We start from the raw sequence: 23,935 nt of genomic DNA, 5'->3' as shown, positions 1-23,935 counted from the left end.
AGATAGTTATAGGTCTTTGTTAAATCGATTTGATACAACTCTTTCAAGTTGGATGGGATTTAACTTTATAGCTTTTATTATCATGGCAATTAAGAAAATTAAAAAGTCAAGATGACTTCTATTCAAAACCTAAAATAAAAATAGATATGCCTTCAACATTTTCACAAATTTATATCCAAATCGTATTTGCTGTAAAGAACAGAGAAGCTTTAATTCTACCAGATTGGGAAGACAGATTATACGAATACATCACAGGCATCATACAAAATAAAGGTCAAAAACTGATTGCCATCAATGGTATGCCTGACCATATCCACATTTTAATTGGGATGAAGCCCAGTTGTAGTATCAGCGATTTGGTAAGAGAAGTCAAGAAATCAAGTAATGAATTTATTAATGAAAATAAATTATCTAAACATAAGTTTAGTTGGCAAGAGGGATATGGTGCATTTTCATATAGTCACTCTCATATAGACAATGTTTATTGGTATATACACAATCAAAAAGCACATCATAAAAAACAATCATTTAAAGAAGAGTATAAACAATTCTTAGAGAAATTCAAGGTTGATTATGATGAAAAGTATTTATTTGATTGGATTTTAGATGCTCAAAAACAAAATCAATCAAAGCAATAAATGCAAGGTTTTATCTTACTGTAATTATTTTTTAATATATTTAGATTAGTCTTTGAATACAATTTTCATCTTCAACAAATTCATAATGAAAAAATCTTTAGCTCTCTTTTTTGTGCTGTATTCTTTTGTGACGACGGCACAAAGGTTTTCGGTTACTTTTGATAAAAGCCTTTCTAATAAGGCTTTAGACGGACGACTGATGTTGTTTGTTGCCAATAATGATAAAAAAGAACCTCGCAGACAGGTCAGTGATGATGCCGATTCGCAATTGATGTTTGGTATCGATGTAAATGATTGGAAACCTAATCAATCTATTATTATCGACGACAAAGCTTTTGGCTATCCGATTAGAAGTATTAGTCAAATTCCCGCTGGTGAGTATTTTGCACAAGTATTACTCCATAAATACGAAACTTTTCATAAAGCTGATGGTCATGTTGTAAAACTACCGATGGACAGAGGCGAAGGTCAGCGGTTTAATGATGCTCCCGGTAATATTTATAGTGTTCCTATAAAAATTACACTCAAAAAAGGTAGTAAACAGACTATACAACTTAGTATTAGCAAAGAAATTCCGCCCATTGCTCCACCCAAAGACACGAAGTATATCAAACATATCAAAATGAAGAGCGAGTTGCTTAGTAAATTTTGGGGTAGAGATATTTATTTGGGAGCAAATGTGCTAATTCCTGAAGGATTTGATACGCATCCAGAGGCTCATTATCCTTTGGCTATCTTTCACGGACATTTTCCTGCTGATTTTTCTGGTTTTAGCGAAACGCCTCCGCCAGCAGATATGAAAACGGACGATTTTTCTGCTCGTTTTAATATTTATGGCTATAATAAAATCGTAAAAGAGGAGGCGTATAATTTTTATAAACAGTGGACAAGTAAAGATTTTCCCAGAATGTTAATCATTGAGATTCAGCATGCTAATCAATTTTATGATGATTCTTATGCCGTTAATTCTGCTAACCTTGGGCCTTATGGCGATGCTATTACTTATGAATTGATTCCTTACATTGAAAAGCAATTTAGAGGAATTGGTCAAGGTTGGGCGAGATTTCTCTACGGTGGTTCTACTGGAGGCTGGGAATCTTTAGCGGCACAGATTTTCTATCCAGATGAATACAATGGTTGCTTTGCGGCTTGTCCTGACCCAATTTCTTTTCAAGCTTATTCATCAATAGATTTATATCAATATTCAAATGCTTATTATTATGAAAGTCCGTGGAAACGAACCCCAATTCCGGGTAAAAGAGATTATCTTGGCAAAGTACAATGTACAGTTGAAGATATGAATTATCATGAATTAGCCATTGGTGATAAAACCCGTTCGGGAGGACAATGGGATATTTGGGAAGCTGTTTATTCGCCCGTAGGAAAAGATGGTTATCCAAAAAGGATTTTTGATAAGAAAACAGGCGTGATTGATAAAGAAGTAGCCGCTTATTGGAAAGAAAACTTTGATTTACTTCATATTTTAAAAAGAGATTGGGCAAAATTAGGCCCTAAACTGCAAGGTAAAATCCATATTTATTGTGGTGATATGGATAATTATTACTTGAATAATGCGGTATATTTAATGGAAGATTTTCTGAAAGGTGCAAAAAATCCAACTTATGATGGAGAAGTTACCTACGGCGACCGTGCAGAACATTGTTGGAACGGCGACCCTAATCAGCCAAATTATATTTCCAGATTACGATATAATACCATGTATCTACCAAAAATTCTGAAAAGAATAGAAGAATCAGCACCTAAAGGGGCAGATTTAAGTAGTTGGAAGTATTAATCAACCTCACCCCCGACCCCTCTCCTGTTGAGAGGGGAGTTTTTGGAGCTAAAAGCCCCCTCTCAACAGGAGCTACGGTTTATATATAAGTTTGTAAGTGTCTGATAATTAATGATATGTTCTCTCCAACGGCTCCCCTTCTCTGAAGGAGAAGGGGCTGGGGGATGAGGTTGAAAAGGGTAAAATTACCCAATTGCCCCTCAATTACTATCAATATTATACCCTTAACAAATACACTTAAAAGATGTGTATAAACCGTAGCTCAACAGGAGAGGGGGTTGGGGGTGAGGTCTTTAGCTGAATAATATTTGTTCGTTAAAACTTATTGGATAATCTCAATTTGAAAATAAAAATTTCAAAAAGCCTGATTGAAAATATTATTTCAAAGTATCATCATAAAACTCATCAGCTTCTTTTTTGAGTTTAATCAATGAAGCTTTATGAATGTACATCATGTGTCCAGATTCAAAGTAAGTAAACTTAACGTTTTTACGTTGTTCTGGTCGCAAGCCCATGTGTGAAACTACATACTCTGCCGCAAAATAGGGAGTAGCCAAATCGTAGTAAGCGGAAGGAATCCATACTTTTAAATAAGGATTTTTTGCCATCGCTTGTCTTAAAGTTTCAGCTACATTCAAGTACTTATTTTGTACATTACTATAATTCCAAGGCTGAACACGTCCAGTAAGCATTAAATAAGGTAAATCATTTTCATACTTCAAATCCTGACGTAAATAATTATTTACAGCCGTAGAGTAAGGCCCTGAGATAGTAGCATCTAAACTTGGGTCGAATTCGTATCTTTCTCCAGCATTATCAAAATCAATACCAGTAAAACGTCCATCCAAGCGTCCAGCAGTTTTACCTTCATCACGCAATAATTCTTTTACAAAACGACTAATCTCAATGCGTAAATTAGCATTATTGATAAAGGTTTCAGAAATCCCTGTTAGCTTACTTAATTTCTGTACAATTTGTTTTTTTTCATTTTCAGGTAATAAATCCCCTTTCATCAAAGCCGTAGCGTATTCATTAAGGGCAAAATGTTCTGCTTCACGCAAAGCTTTTTGTAAATCTCCTTGATACTCTTTCGCAATCTTTTTATGATACCAAGCCATCGCCGTATAAGTAGGTACGTAAAGAATGTTCGGCAAATCATTACCTCTGTCAAAAAGTATGGTTTGAAAATTCAATACCGAAGAAATCAAAGAAATACCATTGATATACATATTGAATTTATCTTGTAAATACCCCGAAAGTCCAGCAGAACGAGTAGTACCATAACTTTCGCCAGCTAAAAACTTAGGCGATGACCAGCGACCGTACTTAACGGTATAAAGTCGAATAAATTCACCTACTGATTCAATGTCTTCAACATAGCCTAAAAACTGTTTTGGGTCTTCACCTTGTACCGCACGGCTATAACCTGTATTGATAGGGTCGATAAATACCAAATCAGTTTTATCCAACCATGAGTATTCATTATTGATGTACTTATAAGGAGGAGCTAAAGCATCACCTTTGTCGGACATCAGGATTCTCTTAGGCCCAATTGCCCCCATGTGCAACCAAACAGAAGCAGACCCCGGGCCACCATTAAAAGTATAAGTAACAGGTCGTTTAGTAATATCAGTTACGCCATCTTTGGTATAAGCGATAAAGAATACATTGCCTTTAGCTTTGCCTGATTCATCTCTTAAAACCATATAGCCAGTAGTAGCAGTATAAGAAATTGCTTGACCATTAATAACTGTTTGATGTTTTGTAACTACTGGAGCAGGAGGAGGGAGAAGGGGAGTATTAAGTTTTGATTCCGCCTTGTCTTGGGCATAAGTAAAAACAGAACAAAGCATTAATAATAGTAAAATGTGTTTTTTCATTGGGGATTTAGTTAAATGATGAATGAATTGTAATTTTGTGTTTAAAATAGCTAAAATCTTGAAGCATATTACTCAACACTCATAGCTCAAGGCTCACAGCTTAAAGCTAATCAATTAAAAATACAAAAACTTGATTACACATAGAGAATTATTCTTAAAAAATGTTGCCCAAACTTCTGATTTTCCATTGGCTTTAGAAATCGAAAAAGCAGAAGGCGTTTATATGTACGGCAAAGATGGCAAACAATACATGGATTTGATTTCAGGTATTGGGGTTTCTAATGTGGGGCATCGCCATCCGAAAGTAGTAGAAGCGATTAAAAATCAAGTAGATAAATACTTGCATTTAATGGTTTATGGCGAATATGTACAAAGTCCACAAGTAGAATTAGCTGAGGCTTTGGTAAAAACGCTTGTTCCTAAAGTCGAAAATGTTCAACCATTAGATAATGTATATTTTACCAATTCTGGAACAGAAGCCGTAGAGGGTGCAATGAAATTAGCGAAACGTTTTACGGGTCGTCAGGAAATTATTTCTTGTTTTAATGCTTATCATGGAGCTACGCAGGGAGCTTTATCATTGTCTGGAAGCGAGAATTTTAAAAGAAATTTCCGTCCATTATTGCCAGAAATTAGAAATATTCGTCACGGAGTAATGGAAGATTTAGCTTTTATTACGGAAAAAACGGCAGCTATTATCATAGAAATCGTCGGAGGAGAAGCAGGAGTAAGAATTCCAAGCAAAGAGTATTTCTTGGCTTTAAGAAAACGCTGTGATGAAACTAAAACACTCTTGATTTTAGATGAAATTCAAAGTGGTTTTGGCAGAACAGGTACTTTTTGGGCTTTTGAACAATTTGATATTTATCCAGATGTCTTGTTATGTGCTAAAGGAATGGGCGGAGGAATGCCAATTGGGGCATTTATTGCCAATCATGAAGTAATGGGCGTGTTTAAAAATAATCCAATTTTAGGGCATATCACTACTTTTGGCGGACATCCTGTAAGTGCAGCCTCTTCTTTGGCTACATTGAAAGTGATTGTAGAAGAAAACTTATTGGATGCCGTTCAATCAAAAGCGGATTTATTTAAATCTTTGTTAGTTCACGAGAAAATTAAAGAAGTTAGAAATCAAGGTTTAATGATGGCGGTGGAATTTGCAGATTTTGATACTTTAAAACCTATCATCGACCGAGCGATTGAAAAAGGCGTAGTAACCGACTGGTTTTTATTTTGCGATAACTCCATGCGAATTGCTCCACCACTAATTATTACCGAAGAAGAAATCAGAAAAGCTTGTGAAGTGATTTTGGAAAGCATCTGATTTATTTAGTGAGTTAGTGAATGAGTGAGTTAGTGAATTGTGATTTATTGAGTTTGTGAATGAGTGATTTATTGAATGATAGAATGATTCATTCATTCTATCCAGTATAAAAAAGCTTAGGTGCTTCTAAAAAAAAGCCCCCTCTCCATCTGGAGAGGGGGTTGGGGGTGAGGTTAGTTTTTCCTCTTAAAAAAATTAAGCGTGTTTCAACAAAGTTTGTGATAACACAGCTTTTGGAATATTTCCACCTACTAATCTTTCTTTCAATTCACCATTTTTGAAAATTAATAAAGTTGGAATAGAACGGATTCCTAAAGTTGAAGGAACTGTTGAGTTTGCATCAACGTCCATTTTAGCAACGATTGCTTGTCCTTCTACATCACCAGCTAATTCTTCAACTACTGGTCCAATCATTTTACAAGGTCCACACCATTCTGCCCAAAAATCTACTAAAACTGGTTTATCTGAATTGATTAATTCCTGAAAATTATCATCGGTTGCTACTACGTATTTTCCCATTGTATTGTTTTATTAGGTTAATTTCTATGTTCAAAGTTAAAACAAAATGTGCTAATATCTTAGTTCCTAAAATTGGGTGATACACAAAGCTTTTCATTTTGTTGTTTGATAATCAAGTCTTTAACTTGATTATTTTTAATAATTTTCGTAATATTTTTTTATTTTACGGGTAATTTGGTCATAAATTGGTCTGGTAAATTCCGTAAACAATACCTGTGGAGCTGGTGGCAATAGCTCTTTATTTTTGGTAAGGTTTAATTGCTGACTGCTCAAAGCACGCTCATCTCCGTTGAAATTTGCCCATTCGTTTGTCCAAACAAATTCACCTGCAATTTTATCTTGATGAATTTTTTGTTTTGAAACATAATCAATGATTTGAAAATCTAAAATTCCTTTAGAAGAAACGGTTTTTTTTGAACGAGTATATTTAGCCGTTACTTTATTGTAAACAGGAATTTTCTTGCCATTTACTGTTGTTTCGCCCACCTTCACACTGTCTTTACTGGTAAGAGTATTGGTGTTGGTTTCCATATAAGTTTGCCCAACAATGAAATCATCAAACTGTAAATGTATGATTTGGTCGGCTTTAATTTTATTGTGTTCAGCTTCGTCTGGAGCGTAGAATCTTACAAACTGATTTAATTTGGGATTCGTTTTCAGAAACTCATTGATTTTACCTTGAAAGTACTCATTACTAAGCGAGTAGGTTCTTGAATTTACCGTTACTTGTTCAACAACGACGTTAATACTTGCCAATTCATAAGCTTCGGATTGTTTGTCTTTAGCATTTTTATAATTCGGAACGAGTTCGTCAGCTACCGAAAAATTATAAAAAGCATCTTTTGCCGCTTGTCTATTTTGTTGAGCTTGTTGCAAGGCACTCATTCCTATTTGGTAACGTTCTTCTGCTCCTTGGGTTTGGGCAAATTGCAAAGCATCATAATAACGAGTGGGCGTTGGAACGATTTTGAGACAAGCCTGACAGTTGACTAACTGGTCTGACAAAGTATGAATCTGTTTGTATTCAGCAACGACTCTTTCCCAACGGAATTTTTCTTGAGAATTTTTCCAGTTTTCTACTTTCGTCAAATGAAAGTTGACGGCAGCAGGAAAAGCATTTTTAAGTACTTCCATAGCCTTGGTATTGGTCGGACTTTTCTGTAATCGACCAATAGCCGTTTCTACGGCTTCATCATAATTTCCTTGTTCCAAGGCTTTTTTCCCAGAGCTACAACTCCACGAAAAATAAGCTAATAAAGCAATTGTTAGTAATTTTTTGAGCATAGTAATTGAGTAAGAGTTTTAATTGTGATTGAGTGAGTGGTGAATTAGTGATTATTTTTTGATTAATGCCAAATTTTATGGATTCTTCTAATTAAGCTAAACAATTTGTAGTCGCAACCCTTGCGGTTGCTATTCATTACGTACAGGCAACCGCAAGGGACGCTACAATGATAAAACAAAATGCTTGAAAACAATCACTAAATCACCATTCACTCAATCACAACTAATTAAGTTTATAAGTCAATCCATTGATTAATTTCAATTGATCTAAAAATTCATTCGAGGGTGAAATTTTATTTTTTCTTGAAAGCATCGTTAGTTCAATGCGTTCTTCGGGGTCAACTACCGAAAAAGTAAGGCTACAAGTACCTTGATTTTTTTCGACTAATTGATTGATTTGCTCAATTAAAACAGAATTGACCATTTGCAAGCCAACCGTAATTTTCAATTCTTTGGCAAATTGATTTCTAATTTCAGATAAAAGTCGGATTGAAACAGGTTTAAATTCCCATTCATCAGGACGACCCCAGCGGTTTTTAATTTGTCCTTTGATATACAAAAATCTATCTGTGGCAATGTATTTTGAGAGATTCACGAAATCTTCTCCAAATAAAGCAAATTCGTAGCTTCCATTATAATCTTCCAAAGTAAAAAGCATAAATGGATTACCATTTTTTGAATACCTTTCAATTGCTTTTGTAACGATACCACCCACAGAAACTTCTTTTCCACGGTAATTCGGGTCCATCACTCTATCCAAAGTACAAGTACAGAAACTTTCTAATTCCAGACGATACTCATCTAAAGGGTGTCCAGAAATATAAATCCCGACTACATCTTTTTCAAATTTTAGCTTTTCCATTTGTCCCCATTTTTCAATATTAGGGATTTTTGGCGTTGCAATTTCTCCACCGCCGCCTTCGCCAAGCATTCCAAACAAAGAACCTTGAGCCGAAGCCGCTACTTCAACCGCTTTATTGGCATAACGGATAAGCTTTTCAATGAAATTACTTCCTTCGACATCCGCAAAATAAACCGCACGGTGAATTTCTTCAAAGCAGTCGAAACCACCTGCATAAGCCAAACTTTCTAAGGTTTTCTTATTTACTGTACGGAGGTTTACTCTTTTTACGAAATCAAAAATATCTTTATAGGGGCCATTTTTATCTCTTTCTTCAATAATACTTTCAACGGCGGCATCGCCAGTACCTTTGATTGCCCCCAAACCAAAACGAATTTCTCCTTTTTTGTTCACGGCAAATGAACGGTAAGATTCGTTAATGTCAGGCCCCAAAACAGGTAAGCCCATTCTTTTACATTCTTCCATAAAGAATGTAATCTTTTCAATGTTCCCCAAAGAGTTAGACATTACTGCCGCCATATACTCTGATGGGTAATGGGCTTTCAAATAACCAGTTTGATACGCCACAAAAGCGTAACAAGTAGAGTGAGATTTATTGAAAGCATATTGAGCAAAAGCTTCCCAGTCAGTCCAGATTTTATTGAGTTTGTCTTCGGGGTGTCCTTTGGCTTTTGCACCGTCCACAAACTTACTTTTCATTTTATCAAGTGTGTAGCGGTCTTTTTTACCCATTGCTTTTCTCAGAACGTCGGCATCACCTTTCGAGAAACCTGCTAATTTCTGAGACAAAAGCATTACTTGCTCTTGATAAACCGTAATGCCATAAGTATCAGCCAAATACTCTTCCATGTCGGGCAAATCGTAAGTGATTTCCTCACGACCATGTTTACGAGCAATAAAGTTTGGAATATAAGCAATTGGCCCGGGACGATACAGGGCGTTCATGGCAATTAAATCCGAGAATTGGTCAGGCTTTAAGTCCAATAAGTGCTTTTGCATCCCAGCAGATTCAAACTGGAAAGTAGCGTTTGTTTCACCTCTTTGATATAATTCATAGGTTTTTACATCATCGAGCGGAATATTGTCTAAATCAATTTCTACACCGTAGTTTTGCTTGATGAGTCTGAGTGCTTCTTTAAGAATAGAAAGGGTTTTTAAACCCAAAAAGTCCATTTTAATTACACCTGCATCTTCAATAATTCTTCCTTCAAATTGTGTAATCAAAAGGTTTACTTCTTTTGAAGTAGCCACAGGAAGAATTTCTGTTAAATCTTTTGGAGCGATGATAATCCCAGCGGCGTGAATACCTGTACCACGCACAGAACCCTCTAAAACCAAAGCTTCCTCTAATACTTTTGAACGCAAAGAACCTTCCCGACGAATTTCACGAAGTTTCTTAACGTTTTCGATATCTTCTGCTTGGAACTGTTCTTTTTCAGCAAGCGATTTTTCACCCACTAATGGGGCATTCATTACTCTGTTTAAATTCGTACCGGGTTTATCAGGCACTAATTTTGCCAATTCGTTGGATTCATTCAAAGGTAAATCCATCACACGGGCAACGTCTTTGATAGACATTTTTGCCGCCATTGTGCCATAAGTAACAATGTGTGCTACTTGCTGTTTTCCGTACTTTTCTACCACATAATCAATCACTTTTTGGCGACCTTCGTCGTCAAAATCCGTATCAATATCGGGCATTGATTTTCGGTCGGGATTCAAGAAACGCTCAAAAAGTAAATTGTACTTAATCGGGTCGATATTGGTAATGCCAATACAATAAGCAACCACCGAACCCGCCGCCGAACCACGACCCGGCCCTACAAAAACGCCCAGTTCACGACCAGCACGGATAAAATCGGATACAATCAAGAAGTAACCTGCAAAACCCATTGTGCGAATGGTATGTAATTCAAAGCTCAAACGGTCTTTTACTTCTATACTTTCCCAAGCTTCGCCATAGCGTTTTCTTGCTCCTTCCCAAGTAAGGTGTTCCAAGTAATCATCTTGACTAACAAAACCAACAGGGATTTCATAATTAGGCAACATGATGTCTTGTTTCAAACGAAGTGTATCAATTTTGCCTACAATTTCATTCGTATTATCAATGGCTTCTGGAATATGCGACCAAAGTTTGGTCATTTCTTGCGTATTCTTGAAGTAAAATTCATCATTATAAAAGGCAAAACGCTTTCCTTTTACTGACTCGCCATCGTCAACATCTTTGTATGTGGGTGTTGCTTGTTTTTCGCCTGTGTTGATACACAATAAAATATCGTGTGCGTTAGCATCTTTTTGGTCTAAATAATGCGAATCGTTCGAAGCAATTACTTTTACATTATACTTCTTCGCAAATTTTAATAATACTTCATTACATTTTAATTGGTCTGGAATCTGGTGATTTTGTACTTCTACGTAGTAATCTTCCCCAAAAATATCCAGCCACCATTTGAATTCTTTTTCTGCTTCTTCTTCACTTCCACGCAGAATTGCTTGAGGAACTGACGCACCAATACAACAAGTAGTGGCGATAAGCCCTTTGTGATATTGTAAAATCAGTGATTTATCAATACGAGGATATTTTCCATAAAGTCCTTCGATATAACCCAAAGAACAAAGTTTTACCAAATTGGCATATCCTTCGGCATTTTTGGCTAACATCAATTGATGATAGCGTTTATCTTTTTGGTCTTTTGAAAATTGCTTTTTAAAACGGTCTTCTACCACATAAAACTCACAACCTACGATTGGTTTTACGCCTTCATGTTTTCCAGCTTCCGCCACAAACTGAAAAGCACCAAACATATTTCCGTGGTCGGTAATGGCTACGGCAGGCATATTGTCGGCTTTGGCTTTGGCAAAAAGTCCAGAAATTTTAGAAGCTCCGTCTAAGAGAGAGTATTGCGTATGACAGTGTAAATGAGAGAATTGCATTAATTTGGGGTTTTAACTTCTACAAATTAAACAAAAAAGCGACATTTTACGGTCGCTTTTCTTCAAAATAATCTATAAGAAAGTTTATTTCTTAGTACTTGGCGAATTAGCTGATATCACATCCACGCCATCTTTAAGCTGCTGAATCGCCATAATTTGTTTCATTGTTTTTTCCATTCCTTCGGTCGAACCATCCAAGAAAATCACATTGCCTTGTCCTTGTTCTGCGAAGTGTTTTACGGCTTCTGTCCACATCGAAAAGAGTATCAACGAAGCATCTAAATTGGCTTCATTCATTACTTTCGCCGATTCTGCCATCCCTCTTGCTACCTCTTCACGGAAAAGAGCAACGCCTTGTCCACGCAATTGTGCCGCAATTTTTTCTGCTTCTGCCGAAATTCTAATGGCATTTCCTTCTGCTTCTGCCGCTTTAGTTTTGGTAATTAATAAAGCTTGTCCTTCGTTTTCTGCGGCAGCTTTTAGGTTATTTGAGGCTACCACTTGTGCCATCGAACGCATGATGGCTTCATCAAAAGCAATATCATTCAATTGTAAATCAATCAAATGATAGCCCCATTGTTCGAGTGTCTCATCCAATTCGTTCTTTACATTCAATACAATTTCACCACGTAAAAGCAGTACTTCTGCTTGTTTTTTAGTTGCTACAAAAGCACGAATTGTTCCTTCTACGGTACGAATCAAGGCTTGCATAAAAGAGCGTTCGTCCATGTATTTAAAGGCAACGTTTTTAATCGTTTGCTCTTCTTGGTTCAAAACGGCATAAACCAACATTGCTTTGAAATTTACATTGGCTTGGTCGGAAGTAATGGCTTGGAATTCTAATTCCATCGAACGGTTTTGAATAGAAATTCTTCTAAAGACAAATTCAATAAAAGGAATTTTAAAATTCAAACCGGGCGTCATAATTCTCTGATACTTCCCGAAAACCGTAATAACCGCCACCGTTCCTTGATTAACAATGACAATTGAAAGGGCAGTAGCAACCATCGCAAAAAATAGGATAACAATAAAAAAGCTCATAATTGAATAGAGTTTAATGTGAATAAGTACAAGTGTTTTTTAGATTTTAGAAATAAACGGATTCGTACAAAAACAAATCAGCACCAAAGTACAAAAACTTTGGTGCTGTAAAGCATAAATTTTAATTAATTTGGTAATATTTAGAAAAGGGTAATGGCTACATCATTTTAACGGAACTCATACCGCCATCAATGTTTAAAATTTGTCCTGTCATCCAGCTACCTTCGTCTGAAAGTAAAAAACTGGTCATGTTTGCAATGTCTGAGGCTTGTCCAAATCTGCCTATCGGGTGGCGTTTGTTTGAAGCTTCTTTCTTTTCATCGCTTGATAACAGATTTTTTGCCAAAGGCGTTTCTGTCAACGACGGTGCAATGCAGTTTACTCTAATTTTATTTGGAGCAAGTTCTGCCGCCAATGAACGTGTCAAACCTTCAATTGCTCCTTTTGAAGCCGCTACCGAAGCATGAAAACCCATCCCGATTTTTACGGCAACAGTACTGTACAAAACCACTGAAGCACTGCTACTTTTTTTCAATTTGGGTAAAACAGCCTGAATGACCGAAACTGCTCCTAAGACATTGATTTGAAAATCATTCTTAAAATCATCTTGTGAAAGTCTTTGAAATGGCTTTAAATTAATTGTACCGGGACAATACACTAATCCGTCTAAAGTATCAGGTAATTCGCTGAAAACAGAATTATCTGCGTTTTGTGCATCCCAAGTGAAGTGTTTGATTGCCGATACTTTCGCTTCATTTCTTGAAGCAGTATAAACATTAAAACCTTTGTTGATTAAATTTTGAGCGGTGGCTTCGCCAATTCCAGAGCTTGCTCCGATAATTAATATATTTTTTGACATGATTTGCTTATAAAAAAAAATGACATCTAAAGTATCTAACCTTAGATGTCATTTTTTGTTTAAACTTTGTTTGTAAAAGATAAACAAAGTTTCGTTTTCTTTTATAATGAAATGTACTTCAAAAACTCATTTCTTGTAATTTCTTCTTGGAATTTGCCACCGTAAAAACTGGTCACCGTTGAAGAAGTATCGTCTTTAATACCACGAGAAGCCACGCAAAGATGTTTGGCATCAATCATCACCGCAACGTCTTCAGTACCCAAAAGTTTCTGAATTTCTTTGGCAATTTGCATCGTCAAACGCTCTTGTACTTGTGGTCGTTTGGCAAAATGTTGTACAATTCTGTTTAATTTAGAAAGCCCAATTACTTGTCCGTTAGCGATATAAGCCACGTGAGCTTTCCCGAAAATTGGCACAAAATGGTGTTCGCAATTAGAGTAAAAAGAAATGTTTTTTTCTACCAACATTTCATTGTATTGGTACTTGTTTTCAAAGAGGGCAACCGAAGGCATATTCTTTGGATTCAATCCGCTGAAAATTTCTTGCACATACATTTTGGCTACTCTTTTTGGTGTCCCTTTCAATGAATCATCCCTTAAATCAAGTCCAAGTGTTTCCATTATCTGACGGAAATGATATTCAATCTGAGCAATCTTTTCATCATCACTCATATCAAAAGCATCTTCACGCATAGGTGTTTCCACCGACGTCATGATATGTTCATCCCCGATTTCTTCATCTGTAAACCTGATTTTATTATTGTTATCAACTAACAGGGTATTCAACAAAGTTTCGTTCGGTTTCATACAGTCTAATTTTAAGGTCAAATGTTGAATTGATTTTGTTTCTTAATATGTCATAAATGACAATGGCAATGTTTTCGGCAGAAGGGTTCAAATCTTTAAATTCTTCTGTGTCTAAATTCAAGTTTTTGTGGTCGAATCTATCAAGAATTTCTACTTTTATGATTTCAGCCAATACTTTCATATCTATTACATAACCTGTTTCGGGGTCGAGTTCGCCTGTTACTTGAACCACCAAATCGTAGTTATGTCCGTGATAATTATAGTTGTTGCATTTTCCATAAACACGCTCGTTCTTCTCATCCGACCAATTCGGATTGTTCAATCTGTGTGCAGCATTGAAGTGTTCTTTCCTAAATACCGCCACTTTTTTTGGCATCATGCTTTCCTAAAATTTTATTTGAAAAAAATCTTCTTGGTTGAAAGACAAGAGATTGGTGATTACAACCAAGCCGAGACAATCATTCGGGATTTAGTCTCAAAGTTTAAAAGCCGTCTGAAAGGTTGTCAGCAACACTCTTAAACTAAATCAGCGAGTTCTTATTCAAATACTTAAACTTATATTCTTTTAAGATTGTTTGTTTTTGTTTAGTATTTTATCTCAATAATTAAACAAAAAGAAATTTTATTGAGAACATTTTCGGTAATATAAGTTAAAATTCCTTTGTTTCCCGTAATTCGATAATCAAAGAAAACAAGAATTTCTACAAAAAATCAAATAATCATCGTTCGTTTGCTGAATTTTATGATTATTTTTCTCGAAATTATTTCTTAGAGTACAACAGTTCTTTTAAATGAAGGGTTCAAATTGTGTTCTTCAAAATTAGATTTACCATTACTATTTAACGTTATCTTCAAACTAAACAAACAATGCAAAGAAGAAAGTTTATTCAAACCTCCGCTTTGGCTGGCACGGCGGCATTTGCGATGCCTAACATTATTTTCGGTGCAAAACCTGATGAACAAAAAGTAAGACTTGGTTTTATTGGCGTTGGTCTTCGTGGTAGAAACCATTTAGAAATGGCTATGTACCGTGAGGATGTAGAAATCAATGCTATTTGTGACATCGACCCCGACGCCATTGCGATTTCTTTGAAAATGATAAAAGAAAAAGGACGTAAAGAGCCTGCCGTTTATCAAAAAAATGACCACGATTTTGAAAATATGGTCAAAAGAGATGATTTAGACGGTATAATTATCGCTACGCCTTGGGAATGGCACGTACCAATGTCTATCGCAACCATGAAAGCTGGCAAGTATGCGGGGGTAGAAGTATCGGCTACGGTTACTTTACAAGAATCTTGGGATTTGGTAAATACTTATGAAAAAACAGGTTCGCATTGTATGATTCTTGAAAACGTATGTTATCGCCGTGATGTGTTGGCGGTGTTGAACATGGTTCGTCAGAATCTTTTCGGAGAATTAATTCACTTACAATGCGGTTATCAGCACGATTTGCGTGGCGTAAAATTCAATGATGGCAAACAAGCTTATGGTGGTGGTGTTGAATTTGGAGCAAAAGGTTTCTCAGAAGCCAAATGGCGTACTCAACACTCTATTGATAGAAATGGCGACGTGTATCCAACGCATGGATTAGGCCCCGTAGCTGAAATGATTGATATTAACCGAGGAAATAGATTTGTTTCGCTCACTTCAACGGCTACAAAAGCAAGAGGTTTGCATGATTATATCGTAAAAAAAGGTGGTGCTGACCATCCAAATGCGAAAGTAAAATTCAAATTGGGCGATGTGGTGACCACAGTAATTAAATGTGCCAATGGTGAAACAATTTTGATTACACATGATACCAATTTACCTCGTCCATACTCTTTAGGTTTTAGAGTACAAGGCACAGAAGGACTTTGGACAGAAGATAACAAATCAATTTATTTGGAAAGTCTTTCAAAAAACCACGACCGCTGGGAGCCTTTCAAAGAATATCAAGATAAGTACGACCATCCACTCTGGAAAACCCACGCCAAAGATGCAGAAAATGCAGGTCATGGTGGAATTGACTATTTTGTATTAAGAGCTTTCGTAGAATCTATCAAAAGAAAAGTTGCTCCTCCGATTGATGTCTATGATGCCGCAGTTTGGTCAGCCATCAGTCCACTTTCTGAGCTATCAATTGCCAAAAACTCAGCATCTGTTGAAATACCAGACTTTACCAGAGGAAAATGGAAAACTAATAAACGAATCTTTGGACTTACGGATGAATATTAGATTTCAATTTGATTGAAAATTTGGTGATTTGAAAATTTGAAGATTTGATGATCAATTTGAAAGTGTGGTGATTTGAAAATTTGATAATCAATTTGAAAATGATGCAATATACTTGCTCATAAAATTATATTTTCAAATCTTCAAATTCTCAGATCTTCAAATTAAATCATATTTTCAAATCTTCAAATTCACAAATCTTCAAATCAATTCACTATTTTTGCAGTAATTAATTACCGACCATCAATGAGTAATACGATTAAAGTATCAACGCCGGGGAGAATTTGTCTCTTTGGTGAGCATCAAGATTATTTAGGGCTACCAGTAATTGCAGCAGCAATTTCGAGAAGAGTAAACATTACTGGACTAAATAGAAACGATGGAAAGGCAGTAATACATTTACCTGATATACAATCTCAAGAAAGTTTTGAGATTTATCCCGAACTGGAATATTTACATAAAAGAGATTACTTTCGTTCGGCTCTAAATATCTTACAAAGAGAAGGTTATACTTTCAAAAAAGGCTTAGAATGTACTGTTGAAGGCAATATTCCTATCAATTCGGGTACTTCAAGTTCCTCTGCCTTGTTGGCAAATTGGATTCATTTCTTATCAAGAATGGCTGATGAACCAAAGCCACTTTCTGAAAAAGAAATAGCCGAAATTGCTTACAGAGCCGAAGTAGTGGAATTTAAAGAAGCAGGAGGGATGATGGACCATTATTCCACCGCCGTAGGGAATGTTATCTATCTGGAATCGACCCCAAAAATTTTGGTAGAAACACTAAAACCTAATTTTGGGAGTTTTGTACTGGGCGATTCTTTAGAACCAAAAGATACAGTCGGGATTCTGAAAAGAGTAAAATATGGAGTATTAGAGGCGGTTGAGAAAATTAAAAAGGCTTATCCAGATTTTTCACTCTTTAGTGTTCAGGAAAGTGACATAAAAGAATTTGAAGCTTTAATTAGCAAAGATGAGTTAGATTTAATCAAAGCCAATATTGATAATAGAGATATTTTGATAGAAGCATTAGCTTTGTTGAAGGCAGAAAACTTGAATCATCAAAGGTTTGGTGAATTATTAGCACAACATCAGTTAAATTTGCAGGCTTTATTAAAAATATCAACTCCTAAAATCGACCGAATGTTAGCAGCCGCAAAAGAGGCTGGAGCTTACGGAGGAAAAATAAACGGTTCAGGTGGTGGTGGATGTATGTTTGTCTATGCTCCAGAGAATACCGAAGAAGTCGCCAAAAGTATCGAAAGAGAAGGTGGCAAGGCTTACATTATCCAAATCGACAAGGGAACGAGCTTAGAAAATTAACCAAATTATAAAATAATACTCTTAAATGGCAAAATTATTAATCATGGCGGGCGGAATGTCGTCAAGAATGAAAAAGGCAGAAGGCACTGAAACATTAGATGCTACATTAGTTGAACAAGCAAATACACTTCCGAAAGGAATGATTGGTGTAGGAAAAGATGGTCGCCCGTTTATGGATTATTTAATTTATAACGCTCATCGTGCAGGTTATACCGAAGTATTGATTTTAAAAAACCCAAAAGATAACGTTACTAAACCTTATTATGACCAATTGGTAGCCGAAAATAAAGCTTGGGGACTTACTTTTAGATATGCTACGCAACAAATCGCTCCAGACCGTGAAAAACCTGCTGGTACTGCTGATGCCATCCAACAAGCATTAGACCAAACGCCAGAATGGAAAGGAGAAAGATTTACCGTTTGTAATTCAGATAATTTATACTCTGTAAAAGTACTTACTTTGCTAAAAGATTGTCCTGTACCCAATGCAGTGGTTTCTTATGAAAGTATCGCTTTGGGCGTAGAACCAGAAAGAGTAAAAGCATTTGCCGTAATCAAGGCTGATGAAGAAGGATATTTGGTAGAAATTATCGAAAAACCAAACGATGAACAAATAGAATCTGCCAGAGATAAAAACGGAAAGATTGGCGTAAATATGAATGTTTTCCATTTCTTTTACGATGATATTCTTGAATATGTAACCAAAGAGCCGTTTAATCCAGTCAGAAACGAACGTGAATTGCCAAGTGCTGTAATGAAATTGGCAAGAGAACATCAGAAAAAAGTAATTACTGTACCCGTAGAAGAAAACGTACCTGACCTTACGTCAAAAGGCGATATTTCTATTGTACAAAAATATTTGGTAGATGAATTTGGAGATTTTTAAGTAAATTGTACAATAAAATTATTCATTGGACAAAATACTCAAACAATACCAACAGCTTTACCCTTATCAATAACCTGTTGTAACTATAGCCCTTTTCTCTTGTAGGAAAGGGTTTTTTGTTTTTAGAAGTGATAATTTTGAAGAGTATTACTTTGGTAGATTTTAATTTTAGACTTGGCTTCTATTGGTAATAAGGCAATTAAAATATATTAAACCATCTTTCAATTGATGCCGAAGGGATTGTATTAAAATAGGTTTCAAAACTATTTCCATTCTATACTCACTTTAAATAATTATTTACCCCTAAATTTCCTTAACAATTTTAGCAGGAACACCAGCCACTACACAATTGGCAGGTACATCTTTCCTAACTACCGCACCAGCGGCTACAATGGCATTTTCGCCGATGGTTACGCCTGACAAAATGGTGGCGTTTGCCCCAATCCAAGCGTTTCTTTTAATGAGAATGGGCTGTAAAATAACCGTTTTTCTGTCTTTGGGGTCTAAAGGATGGTTTTCCGAAGTAAGGTTTACTCTTGGTCCAAGCATTACGTCGTCTTCTATGGTGATGCCGCCTAAATCTAAAAAAGAACAAGCGTGATTGATAAAAACATTTTTCCCCAACTTGATAAACCTGCCAAAATTGGTATAAAATGGCGGAAAAATAGCAGTACTCTCATCAATCGCTTCGCCAATGATTTCGCTCAGTTTTGTTCTTACTTGATTTACATCTGTTGCCGACGCATTCATTTCTGAACATAAACGGATTGTTCGAGCAACCGCCTCCATAAAGGTATCATACTCTTTATCATCTTTTTTGATGGGTTCGCCAGCCCGCATTCTTTGAAAAATATTTTGGTTATTCATGAGTAATGTACTTTTAGCTAATTGATTTGGGGAATTTACTGATATAGTTTTACGCTTATCTCTGCTATTTTTCAACTAATTTAACCTATATTCCAGTGGCGTAATACCTACTTTTTGCTTGAAAAAGCGTGTAAAATGCTGTGGATATTTAAAGCCTAATTGATACGATATTTCACTCAGTGACTTTGAGGTGTCTAATACTCGTTCTTTGGCAAGGTCGATAAGTTTGAGTTGGATGTACTCTAAGGCTGTTTTGCCTGTTTCTTTCTTGATTAAATCACCAAAGTAATTAGCCGAAAGATGTAATTTGTCCGCAAAATATGCCACTGAAGGTAAACCCATCGTAGCGAGTTCCTGCCCAAAAAGATAGTCGTTCAAGTGTTGCTCAAATTGTTCAATGATGCCTTTGTTGACTTCTTCACGGGTGATAAACTGGCGGTCGTAAAACCGCAAAAAGTATTTTAACAATAATTCAAGATTGGCAACAATGAGCTTTTTGCTGTGTTTATCAAGGTTTTGACTAATCTCTGCCGTAATGTTGGCAAAACAGTTGTGAATGATTTCTTTTTCTCGCTCAGAAACGTGCAAAGCTTCGTGCGATTGATAACTAAAGTAGTTATACTCATGAATTTGCTTGCCCAAACTTGTGCCTTTGATTAAATCGGGGTGAAAAACCAATGCCGTACCAAAAGGCTGATGCCACTCGCCTTCGGGTTCGTTGGTGATGACTTGTCCGGGAGCAAAAAATACAATTGTGCCGTCGTCGTAATCGTAATAAGTATTGCCATAGCGAAGCTCTCCACAATTACCTTTTTTGATAATAATCGCATAAATGCCCATTGAAAATTTACTTCTTTGAAGCATTTCAGATTTATCCAATTCAACCAAACTAATCAATGGATGTAAGGTTGTATTGTTGAACATTTGGCTGTACTGTTTTACGGAATCATATACTATCATGGCAATGGCTGTTTGTACTTAATTTTTGAATACTTGTCGAAATATATCAAAGATTTACAAGCATAAATCTAATACCAGTAAAAATGGTAAGTAAAACAGTAATATTTATAATATTCCTTGATGTTGAGCGACTTAATTTTGATAATCAAAATTTTTATTTCAAAGCATTATTCATGAACTATTTCAAAATTTCAATTATCGCTATTGCAACATTTTTTACTCAAACAATTTACGCACAACAAGATAGTACAAAGGCTATCAGTACTTTTAGTGGGTCGGTAGGTGTTACTAACAATGGTTTTTCCATTATTCCTACATTTTCACTTAATAAACCCGCTGCAATTATGAATTTTTCTTGGCGGAAAAATCGTTTTAGCTTTAACCCTGATATTCGTTTGGTGACAGATGCCAGTAAAGGAGGTTTTATTTTTTGGTTTAGGTATCAATTAGTACAACAAAAGAAATTTGGCTTGCGTGTAAGTGCTCACCCTGCTTTTTCCTTGGTCAAAAGAACTGTCAATGACAATGGTACTTCTACTGAAATTACCGAAATGTTGCGATTTTTGGCTTATGAAATTGCCCCGAATTATCAGCTTACGCCACATCTCAACCTCAGTGCGGTGTATTTACAGGGCAATGGTTTACAAAAACACGGGCCACAATTGACCCAAGTTCTTTTTCTAAATGCCAGTATTTCAAACGTCAATTTGGGAAAAGCGTTACGATTAAACTTTACGCCTTCCGTGTATTTTTTAAATACCGATGGCTACACAGGCAATTATTTGGCAGCAACGGCTGGGCTATCGAAAAAAGGTTTTCCCTTTGCTTTACAATACACTATCAACCAGACTTTTACTTCTGACGTACCCGGCAATAAAGATTTTATGTGGAATGTCTTATTAAGTTATAATTTTAGTAAAAATTTCAAAAAAATATAGAACTATGAAATACTCATTGAACATCAACAACCAAAAGGTACAAGTCGAAGCAGAGCCAGATACGCCCATGCTTTGGGTGATTCGTGACTACGTAGGCTTGAAAGGTACAAAGTTTGGCTGTGGCATGGGGCTTTGCGGTGCTTGTACGATTCATTTAGACGGACAAGCGATTCGTTCTTGTCAAACGCCCATTTCTTCGGTAAAGGCTACCAGCAAAATCACTACCATCGAAGGCATTTCGACTAATATCGACCACGTAGTACAAAAAGCGTGGATTGAAGAACAAGTACCGCAATGTGGCTACTGTCAGTCGGGACAAATTATGTCGGCTGTGGCACTTTTGAAATCAAATCCTAATCCAAGCGATGAGGATATTGATAATTATATGTCTGGAAACATCTGTCGCTGTGGCACTTATGTGCGTATTCGTAAAGCAATTCATTCAGCAGCGAATGAATTGAAGTCAGAAAAAAGTAAAACTAAAACCGTTAAATCAACCCGTTAATCATTACTACTATGTCAAATAATAGCGTCAATCGCCGTGATTTTTTACGATATGCAGGTTTATCGGGAACGGCATTTGTTTTAGGAATAAATCATTCATCCGCCCATGTAGAGACGTTGCATGCAGAAAAGACGTTGCATGCAACGTCTGTACCATTCAATTTTACCCCTTATATTATTATTGAAAACACAGGAAAAATAACCCTTTTCAATTCAAAACCAGAAATCGGACAAGGCACTTTTCAGTCCATTCCTGCTTTGATTGCTGAAGAATTAGAACTGTCACCAGAACAATACAGCGTAAAACAAACAGGCGGAGAAAGCAAATTTGGTCCAGCTCAGTTTTCAGGTGGAAGTTTTTCAGTGCGTTCAAGTTATAATGATTTACGAAAAGCAGGAGCGTCTGCTCGTGAAATGTTGATTACGGCCGCCAGCAAACAATGGAATGTAGCCGTTTCGGAATGCTACGCCAAAGAAGCCAAAGTTTACCATAAACCATCAGGCAAAAGTTTGACTTATGGCGAATTGGCGGAAACCGCTTCAACCTTAGAAGTACCTAAAAACCCGACCTTGAAAGATGCCAAAGATTTTAATATTTTAGGAAAATCGGTCAAACGCCAAGATGTACCTTTAAAAGTATCGGGCAAAGCTGTTTTTGGGATAGATGCCGAATTGCCAAACATGGTGTATGCCTCGGTTGAACATTGTCCTGTTTTCGGAGCAAAATTGAAGGATTTCGACAAAACTGCTGCCATGAAAGTAGCAGGAGTAGAGCAAGTATTGGAAGTAGAAAGAGTATTTGGCGTGTATAAAGCTACGGGCGTAGCCGTGATTGCCAAAAACTATTGGGCAGCACTCAAAGGAAGAAAAGCCCTGAAAGTAAACTGGGATTATCAAGGAAATGAAAACTTTAGCTCGCAAGCATACACCCAAACACTGCATGAATTAGCTAAAAAAGAAGGCGTAATTGATAGCAATGTTGGTGATTTTGAAAAAAGTTTTGGAGAATCGACGAAAAAAGTAGAAGCCTTTTACGAAACGCCTTTTGTTTCGCATTCGCCAATGGAAGCCATGAACTGCACGGCTCATTGGAAAGAAAACAATACCTTAGAAATCTGGACTTCAACACAAGTGCCTTCCGATGTGATGCGAGATATTCCTACTCGTTTTGGCTTAAAAGCCGATGATGTAACGCTCCATACAGCTTTTAGTGGAGGAGGTTTTGGACGCAGATTAGCAATTGATTTTATCATAGAAGCCGTCAATTTGGCAAAAGCCTTGAAAAAGCCTGTGAAAATGGTTTGGACAAGAGAAGATGATACCCAATTAGGACCTTTCCGTCCGCCGACATTCTCAGCTTTGAAAGGAGCAATTGCTGAAGATGGTAAACTGGTGGCATTGCAGCACAAAGTAATTTCGCCAACCATTATGTCATTTTTGAATCCGAATAATGACAAAACGAAATTAGACGGAAACATGACCGAAGGCATCAGTCATCAGGCTTATGAAATACCCAACATGAAAAACTTGTTTGTGTATGCCGATATTCATATTCCGATGTTTTGGTGGCGTTCGGTGACGAGTTCGACCTTGGCTTTTTCGCATGAATGTTTTATCGACGAATTGGCCCATGCTGCAGGCAAAGACCCGATGGCTTTCCGTTTGGCAATGCTTACCAAAGAATCGGATACCAAACGAGTATTACAAAAACTCAAAGAAGTATCAAACTGGGATACACCTCTGCCCAAAGGAAAAGGGCGTGGCGTAGCACAATGGGAATTTTTTGCAGGTTTGGGCGGTCATGTGGTAGAAGTAAGCAAAGTATCGAACAATGCGGTAAAAATTGATAAAGTGTATGCCGTCATAGATTTAGGTACAGTTGTGAATCCTGATACCGTCAAAGCACAAGTAGAGGGAGCGGTAGTCATGGGCATTACGGCGGCTATTAAAAATGGCATCACTTTCGCCGAGGGAAAGGTGGAGCAAAGTAATTTCCACGACAATCCTGTGTTACGCATCAGCGAAGTGCCACAAATAGAAGTACATATTTTAGCCGAAGGCGGCAAAAACATCAAAGGCGTAGGCGAGCCGGGACTTCCGCCCCTTGCACCAGCCTTGGCGAATGCCATTTTTGCAGCCACAGGTATAAGAGTACGCAAAATGCCATTTGATATTGATAAATTGAGCTAAGATGCGATAAGCTAATTTGCTTCTATTTTCTTTCTAATATCAGTTCTTGTTTTCTATCAGTGGGCAAATTAGTTTGCTCATTGATAGAAAATACAGTTTTAAATGCCA

19 protein-coding genes are annotated in these 23,935 nt (G+C 36.6%); 9 read left to right on the top strand and 10 right to left on the bottom strand.

Annotation, left to right across the window (positions count from 1 at the left end):
* The first annotated feature begins 146 nt into the window (after positions 1–146).
* Positions 147–638 (top strand): IS200/IS605 family transposase, encoded by a 492-nt coding sequence (tnpA, locus tag VB248_RS03605; protein ID WP_323295364.1) that lies wholly within the window; start codon positions 147–149, stop codon positions 636–638.
* Positions 639–723: 85 nt separating this feature from the next.
* Positions 724–2,433, top strand: coding sequence for an alpha/beta hydrolase-fold protein (locus VB248_RS03600; RefSeq protein ID WP_323295363.1), 1,710 nt, complete (start codon positions 724–726; stop codon positions 2,431–2,433).
* Between the two features lie 377 nt (positions 2,434–2,810).
* On the opposite strand, the gene VB248_RS03595 is transcribed toward VB248_RS03600, so the two are convergent.
* The gene (locus tag VB248_RS03595; RefSeq protein WP_323295362.1) at positions 2,811–4,313 is read right to left on the bottom strand and encodes a S10 family peptidase; all 1,503 of its coding nucleotides are present in this window, start codon (positions 4,311–4,313) and stop codon (positions 2,811–2,813) included.
* A gap of 133 nt (positions 4,314–4,446) precedes the next feature.
* Between VB248_RS03595 and VB248_RS03590 the strand changes: the two genes are divergently transcribed.
* Complete coding sequence (locus VB248_RS03590) at positions 4,447–5,637, top strand: aspartate aminotransferase family protein (RefSeq protein WP_323295368.1); 1,191 nt, start codon at positions 4,447–4,449, stop codon at positions 5,635–5,637.
* Between the two features lie 195 nt (positions 5,638–5,832).
* Here VB248_RS03590 and trxA read toward each other — a convergent pair whose 3' ends face one another.
* From trxA to VB248_RS03555, 7 genes are all read right to left on the bottom strand, one after another.
* On the bottom strand, positions 5,833–6,156 hold the full coding sequence (gene trxA, locus VB248_RS03585; protein ID WP_323295361.1) for a thioredoxin: 324 nt from the start codon (positions 6,154–6,156) through the stop codon (positions 5,833–5,835).
* Positions 6,157–6,291: 135 nt separating this feature from the next.
* The gene (locus VB248_RS03580; RefSeq protein ID WP_323295360.1) at positions 6,292–7,440 is read right to left on the bottom strand and encodes a hypothetical protein; all 1,149 of its coding nucleotides are present in this window, start codon (positions 7,438–7,440) and stop codon (positions 6,292–6,294) included.
* 223 nt (positions 7,441–7,663) lie between these two features.
* Positions 7,664–11,236 carry a DNA polymerase III subunit alpha gene (dnaE, locus tag VB248_RS03575; protein WP_323295359.1) on the bottom strand — a complete coding sequence of 1,191 codons (3,573 nt, stop codon included), beginning with the start codon at positions 11,234–11,236 and terminating at the stop codon, positions 7,664–7,666.
* Between the two features lie 84 nt (positions 11,237–11,320).
* Positions 11,321–12,277 carry an SPFH domain-containing protein gene (locus tag VB248_RS03570; RefSeq protein WP_323295358.1) on the bottom strand — a complete coding sequence of 319 codons (957 nt, stop codon included), beginning with the start codon at positions 12,275–12,277 and terminating at the stop codon, positions 11,321–11,323.
* 157 nt (positions 12,278–12,434) lie between these two features.
* A complete protein-coding gene (locus tag VB248_RS03565; RefSeq protein ID WP_407652848.1) occupies positions 12,435–13,136 on the bottom strand; it encodes an SDR family NAD(P)-dependent oxidoreductase in 702 nt (233 codons plus the stop codon).
* A gap of 101 nt (positions 13,137–13,237) precedes the next feature.
* Entirely contained in the window at positions 13,238–13,942 is a 705-nt protein-coding gene (gene folE, locus VB248_RS03560) for a GTP cyclohydrolase I FolE (protein WP_323295357.1), read from the bottom strand.
* Positions 13,902–14,318 carry a 6-pyruvoyl trahydropterin synthase family protein gene (locus tag VB248_RS03555; RefSeq protein WP_323295366.1) on the bottom strand — a complete coding sequence of 139 codons (417 nt, stop codon included), beginning with the start codon at positions 14,316–14,318 and terminating at the stop codon, positions 13,902–13,904. Before VB248_RS03555 ends, folE begins: the two co-directional genes overlap by 41 nt.
* A gap of 491 nt (positions 14,319–14,809) precedes the next feature.
* Between VB248_RS03555 and VB248_RS03550 the strand changes: the two genes are divergently transcribed.
* The 3 genes from VB248_RS03550 (at position 14,810) to VB248_RS03540 (ending at position 18,368) form a co-directional block, all read left to right on the top strand.
* The gene (locus tag VB248_RS03550; protein WP_323295356.1) at positions 14,810–16,162 is read left to right on the top strand and encodes a Gfo/Idh/MocA family protein; all 1,353 of its coding nucleotides are present in this window, start codon (positions 14,810–14,812) and stop codon (positions 16,160–16,162) included.
* Between the two features lie 243 nt (positions 16,163–16,405).
* Positions 16,406–17,482 carry a GHMP family kinase ATP-binding protein gene (locus VB248_RS03545; RefSeq protein ID WP_323295355.1) on the top strand — a complete coding sequence of 359 codons (1,077 nt, stop codon included), beginning with the start codon at positions 16,406–16,408 and terminating at the stop codon, positions 17,480–17,482.
* Positions 17,483–17,507: 25 nt separating this feature from the next.
* Positions 17,508–18,368: a sugar phosphate nucleotidyltransferase gene (locus VB248_RS03540; protein ID WP_323295354.1), complete on the top strand. Its 861-nt coding sequence runs from the start codon at positions 17,508–17,510 to the stop codon at positions 18,366–18,368.
* Between the two features lie 303 nt (positions 18,369–18,671).
* Here the strand turns inward: VB248_RS03540 and VB248_RS03535 are convergent, their stop codons facing one another.
* Complete coding sequence (locus tag VB248_RS03535) at positions 18,672–19,235, bottom strand: sugar O-acetyltransferase (protein ID WP_323295353.1); 564 nt, start codon at positions 19,233–19,235, stop codon at positions 18,672–18,674.
* A 75-nt stretch (positions 19,236–19,310) separates the two neighbouring features.
* Positions 19,311–20,195, bottom strand: coding sequence for a helix-turn-helix domain-containing protein (locus VB248_RS03530; RefSeq protein ID WP_323295352.1), 885 nt, complete (start codon positions 20,193–20,195; stop codon positions 19,311–19,313).
* A 173-nt stretch (positions 20,196–20,368) separates the two neighbouring features.
* On the opposite strand from VB248_RS03530, the gene VB248_RS03525 reads away from it, so the two are divergent.
* Genes VB248_RS03525 through VB248_RS03515 form a run of 3 tightly spaced genes read left to right on the top strand, consistent with a single transcriptional unit; the run spans position 20,369 to position 23,827 of the window.
* Positions 20,369–21,133, top strand: a complete 765-nt coding sequence (locus VB248_RS03525; RefSeq protein WP_323295351.1) for a hypothetical protein — start codon at positions 20,369–20,371, stop codon at positions 21,131–21,133.
* A 4-nt stretch (positions 21,134–21,137) separates the two neighbouring features.
* Positions 21,138–21,638 (top strand): (2Fe-2S)-binding protein, encoded by a 501-nt coding sequence (locus tag VB248_RS03520; RefSeq protein WP_323295350.1) that lies wholly within the window; start codon positions 21,138–21,140, stop codon positions 21,636–21,638.
* An 11-nt stretch (positions 21,639–21,649) separates the two neighbouring features.
* Positions 21,650–23,827 (top strand): xanthine dehydrogenase family protein molybdopterin-binding subunit, encoded by a 2,178-nt coding sequence (locus VB248_RS03515; RefSeq protein WP_323295349.1) that lies wholly within the window; start codon positions 21,650–21,652, stop codon positions 23,825–23,827.
* The last annotated feature ends 108 nt before the right edge of the window (positions 23,828–23,935 follow it).

Source organism: Arcicella rigui (genome assembly GCF_034929435.1).
Taxonomy (GTDB): Bacteria; Bacteroidota; Bacteroidia; order Cytophagales; family Spirosomataceae; genus Arcicella; species Arcicella rigui.
The sequence above is the reverse complement of the archived record's forward strand: the minus strand, read 5'-3'. Positions and strand labels throughout refer to the sequence as shown.

What these genes read in the sequence shown, in the direction of transcription:
- VB248_RS03525 (WP_323295351.1), top strand. Translation starts at nt 20,369, where the DNA reads ATGAACTATTTCAAAATTTCAATTATCGCTATTGCAACATTTTTTACT.
- VB248_RS03545 (WP_323295355.1), top strand. Translation starts at nt 16,406, where the DNA reads ATGAGTAATACGATTAAAGTATCAACGCCGGGGAGAATTTGTCTCTTT.
- VB248_RS03550 (WP_323295356.1), top strand. Translation starts at nt 14,810, where the DNA reads ATGCAAAGAAGAAAGTTTATTCAAACCTCCGCTTTGGCTGGCACGGCG.
- VB248_RS03595 (WP_323295362.1), bottom strand. Translation starts at nt 4,313, where the DNA reads ATGAAAAAACACATTTTACTATTATTAATGCTTTGTTCTGTTTTTACT.
- trxA (WP_323295361.1), bottom strand. Translation starts at nt 6,156, where the DNA reads ATGGGAAAATACGTAGTAGCAACCGATGATAATTTTCAGGAATTAATC.
- VB248_RS03535 (WP_323295353.1), bottom strand. Translation starts at nt 19,235, where the DNA reads ATGAATAACCAAAATATTTTTCAAAGAATGCGGGCTGGCGAACCCATC.
- VB248_RS03555 (WP_323295366.1), bottom strand. Translation starts at nt 14,318, where the DNA reads ATGCCAAAAAAAGTGGCGGTATTTAGGAAAGAACACTTCAATGCTGCA.
- VB248_RS03520 (WP_323295350.1), top strand. Translation starts at nt 21,138, where the DNA reads ATGAAATACTCATTGAACATCAACAACCAAAAGGTACAAGTCGAAGCA.
- dnaE (WP_323295359.1), bottom strand. Translation starts at nt 11,236, where the DNA reads ATGCAATTCTCTCATTTACACTGTCATACGCAATACTCTCTCTTAGAC.
- tnpA (WP_323295364.1), top strand. Translation starts at nt 147, where the DNA reads ATGCCTTCAACATTTTCACAAATTTATATCCAAATCGTATTTGCTGTA.
- folE (WP_323295357.1), bottom strand. Translation starts at nt 13,942, where the DNA reads ATGAAACCGAACGAAACTTTGTTGAATACCCTGTTAGTTGATAACAAT.
- VB248_RS03580 (WP_323295360.1), bottom strand. Translation starts at nt 7,440, where the DNA reads ATGCTCAAAAAATTACTAACAATTGCTTTATTAGCTTATTTTTCGTGG.
- VB248_RS03600 (WP_323295363.1), top strand. Translation starts at nt 724, where the DNA reads ATGAAAAAATCTTTAGCTCTCTTTTTTGTGCTGTATTCTTTTGTGACG.
- VB248_RS03540 (WP_323295354.1), top strand. Translation starts at nt 17,508, where the DNA reads ATGGCAAAATTATTAATCATGGCGGGCGGAATGTCGTCAAGAATGAAA.
- VB248_RS03570 (WP_323295358.1), bottom strand. Translation starts at nt 12,277, where the DNA reads ATGAGCTTTTTTATTGTTATCCTATTTTTTGCGATGGTTGCTACTGCC.
- VB248_RS03515 (WP_323295349.1), top strand. Translation starts at nt 21,650, where the DNA reads ATGTCAAATAATAGCGTCAATCGCCGTGATTTTTTACGATATGCAGGT.
- VB248_RS03530 (WP_323295352.1), bottom strand. Translation starts at nt 20,195, where the DNA reads ATGATAGTATATGATTCCGTAAAACAGTACAGCCAAATGTTCAACAAT.
- VB248_RS03565 (WP_407652848.1), bottom strand. Translation starts at nt 13,136, where the DNA reads ATGTCAAAAAATATATTAATTATCGGAGCAAGCTCTGGAATTGGCGAA.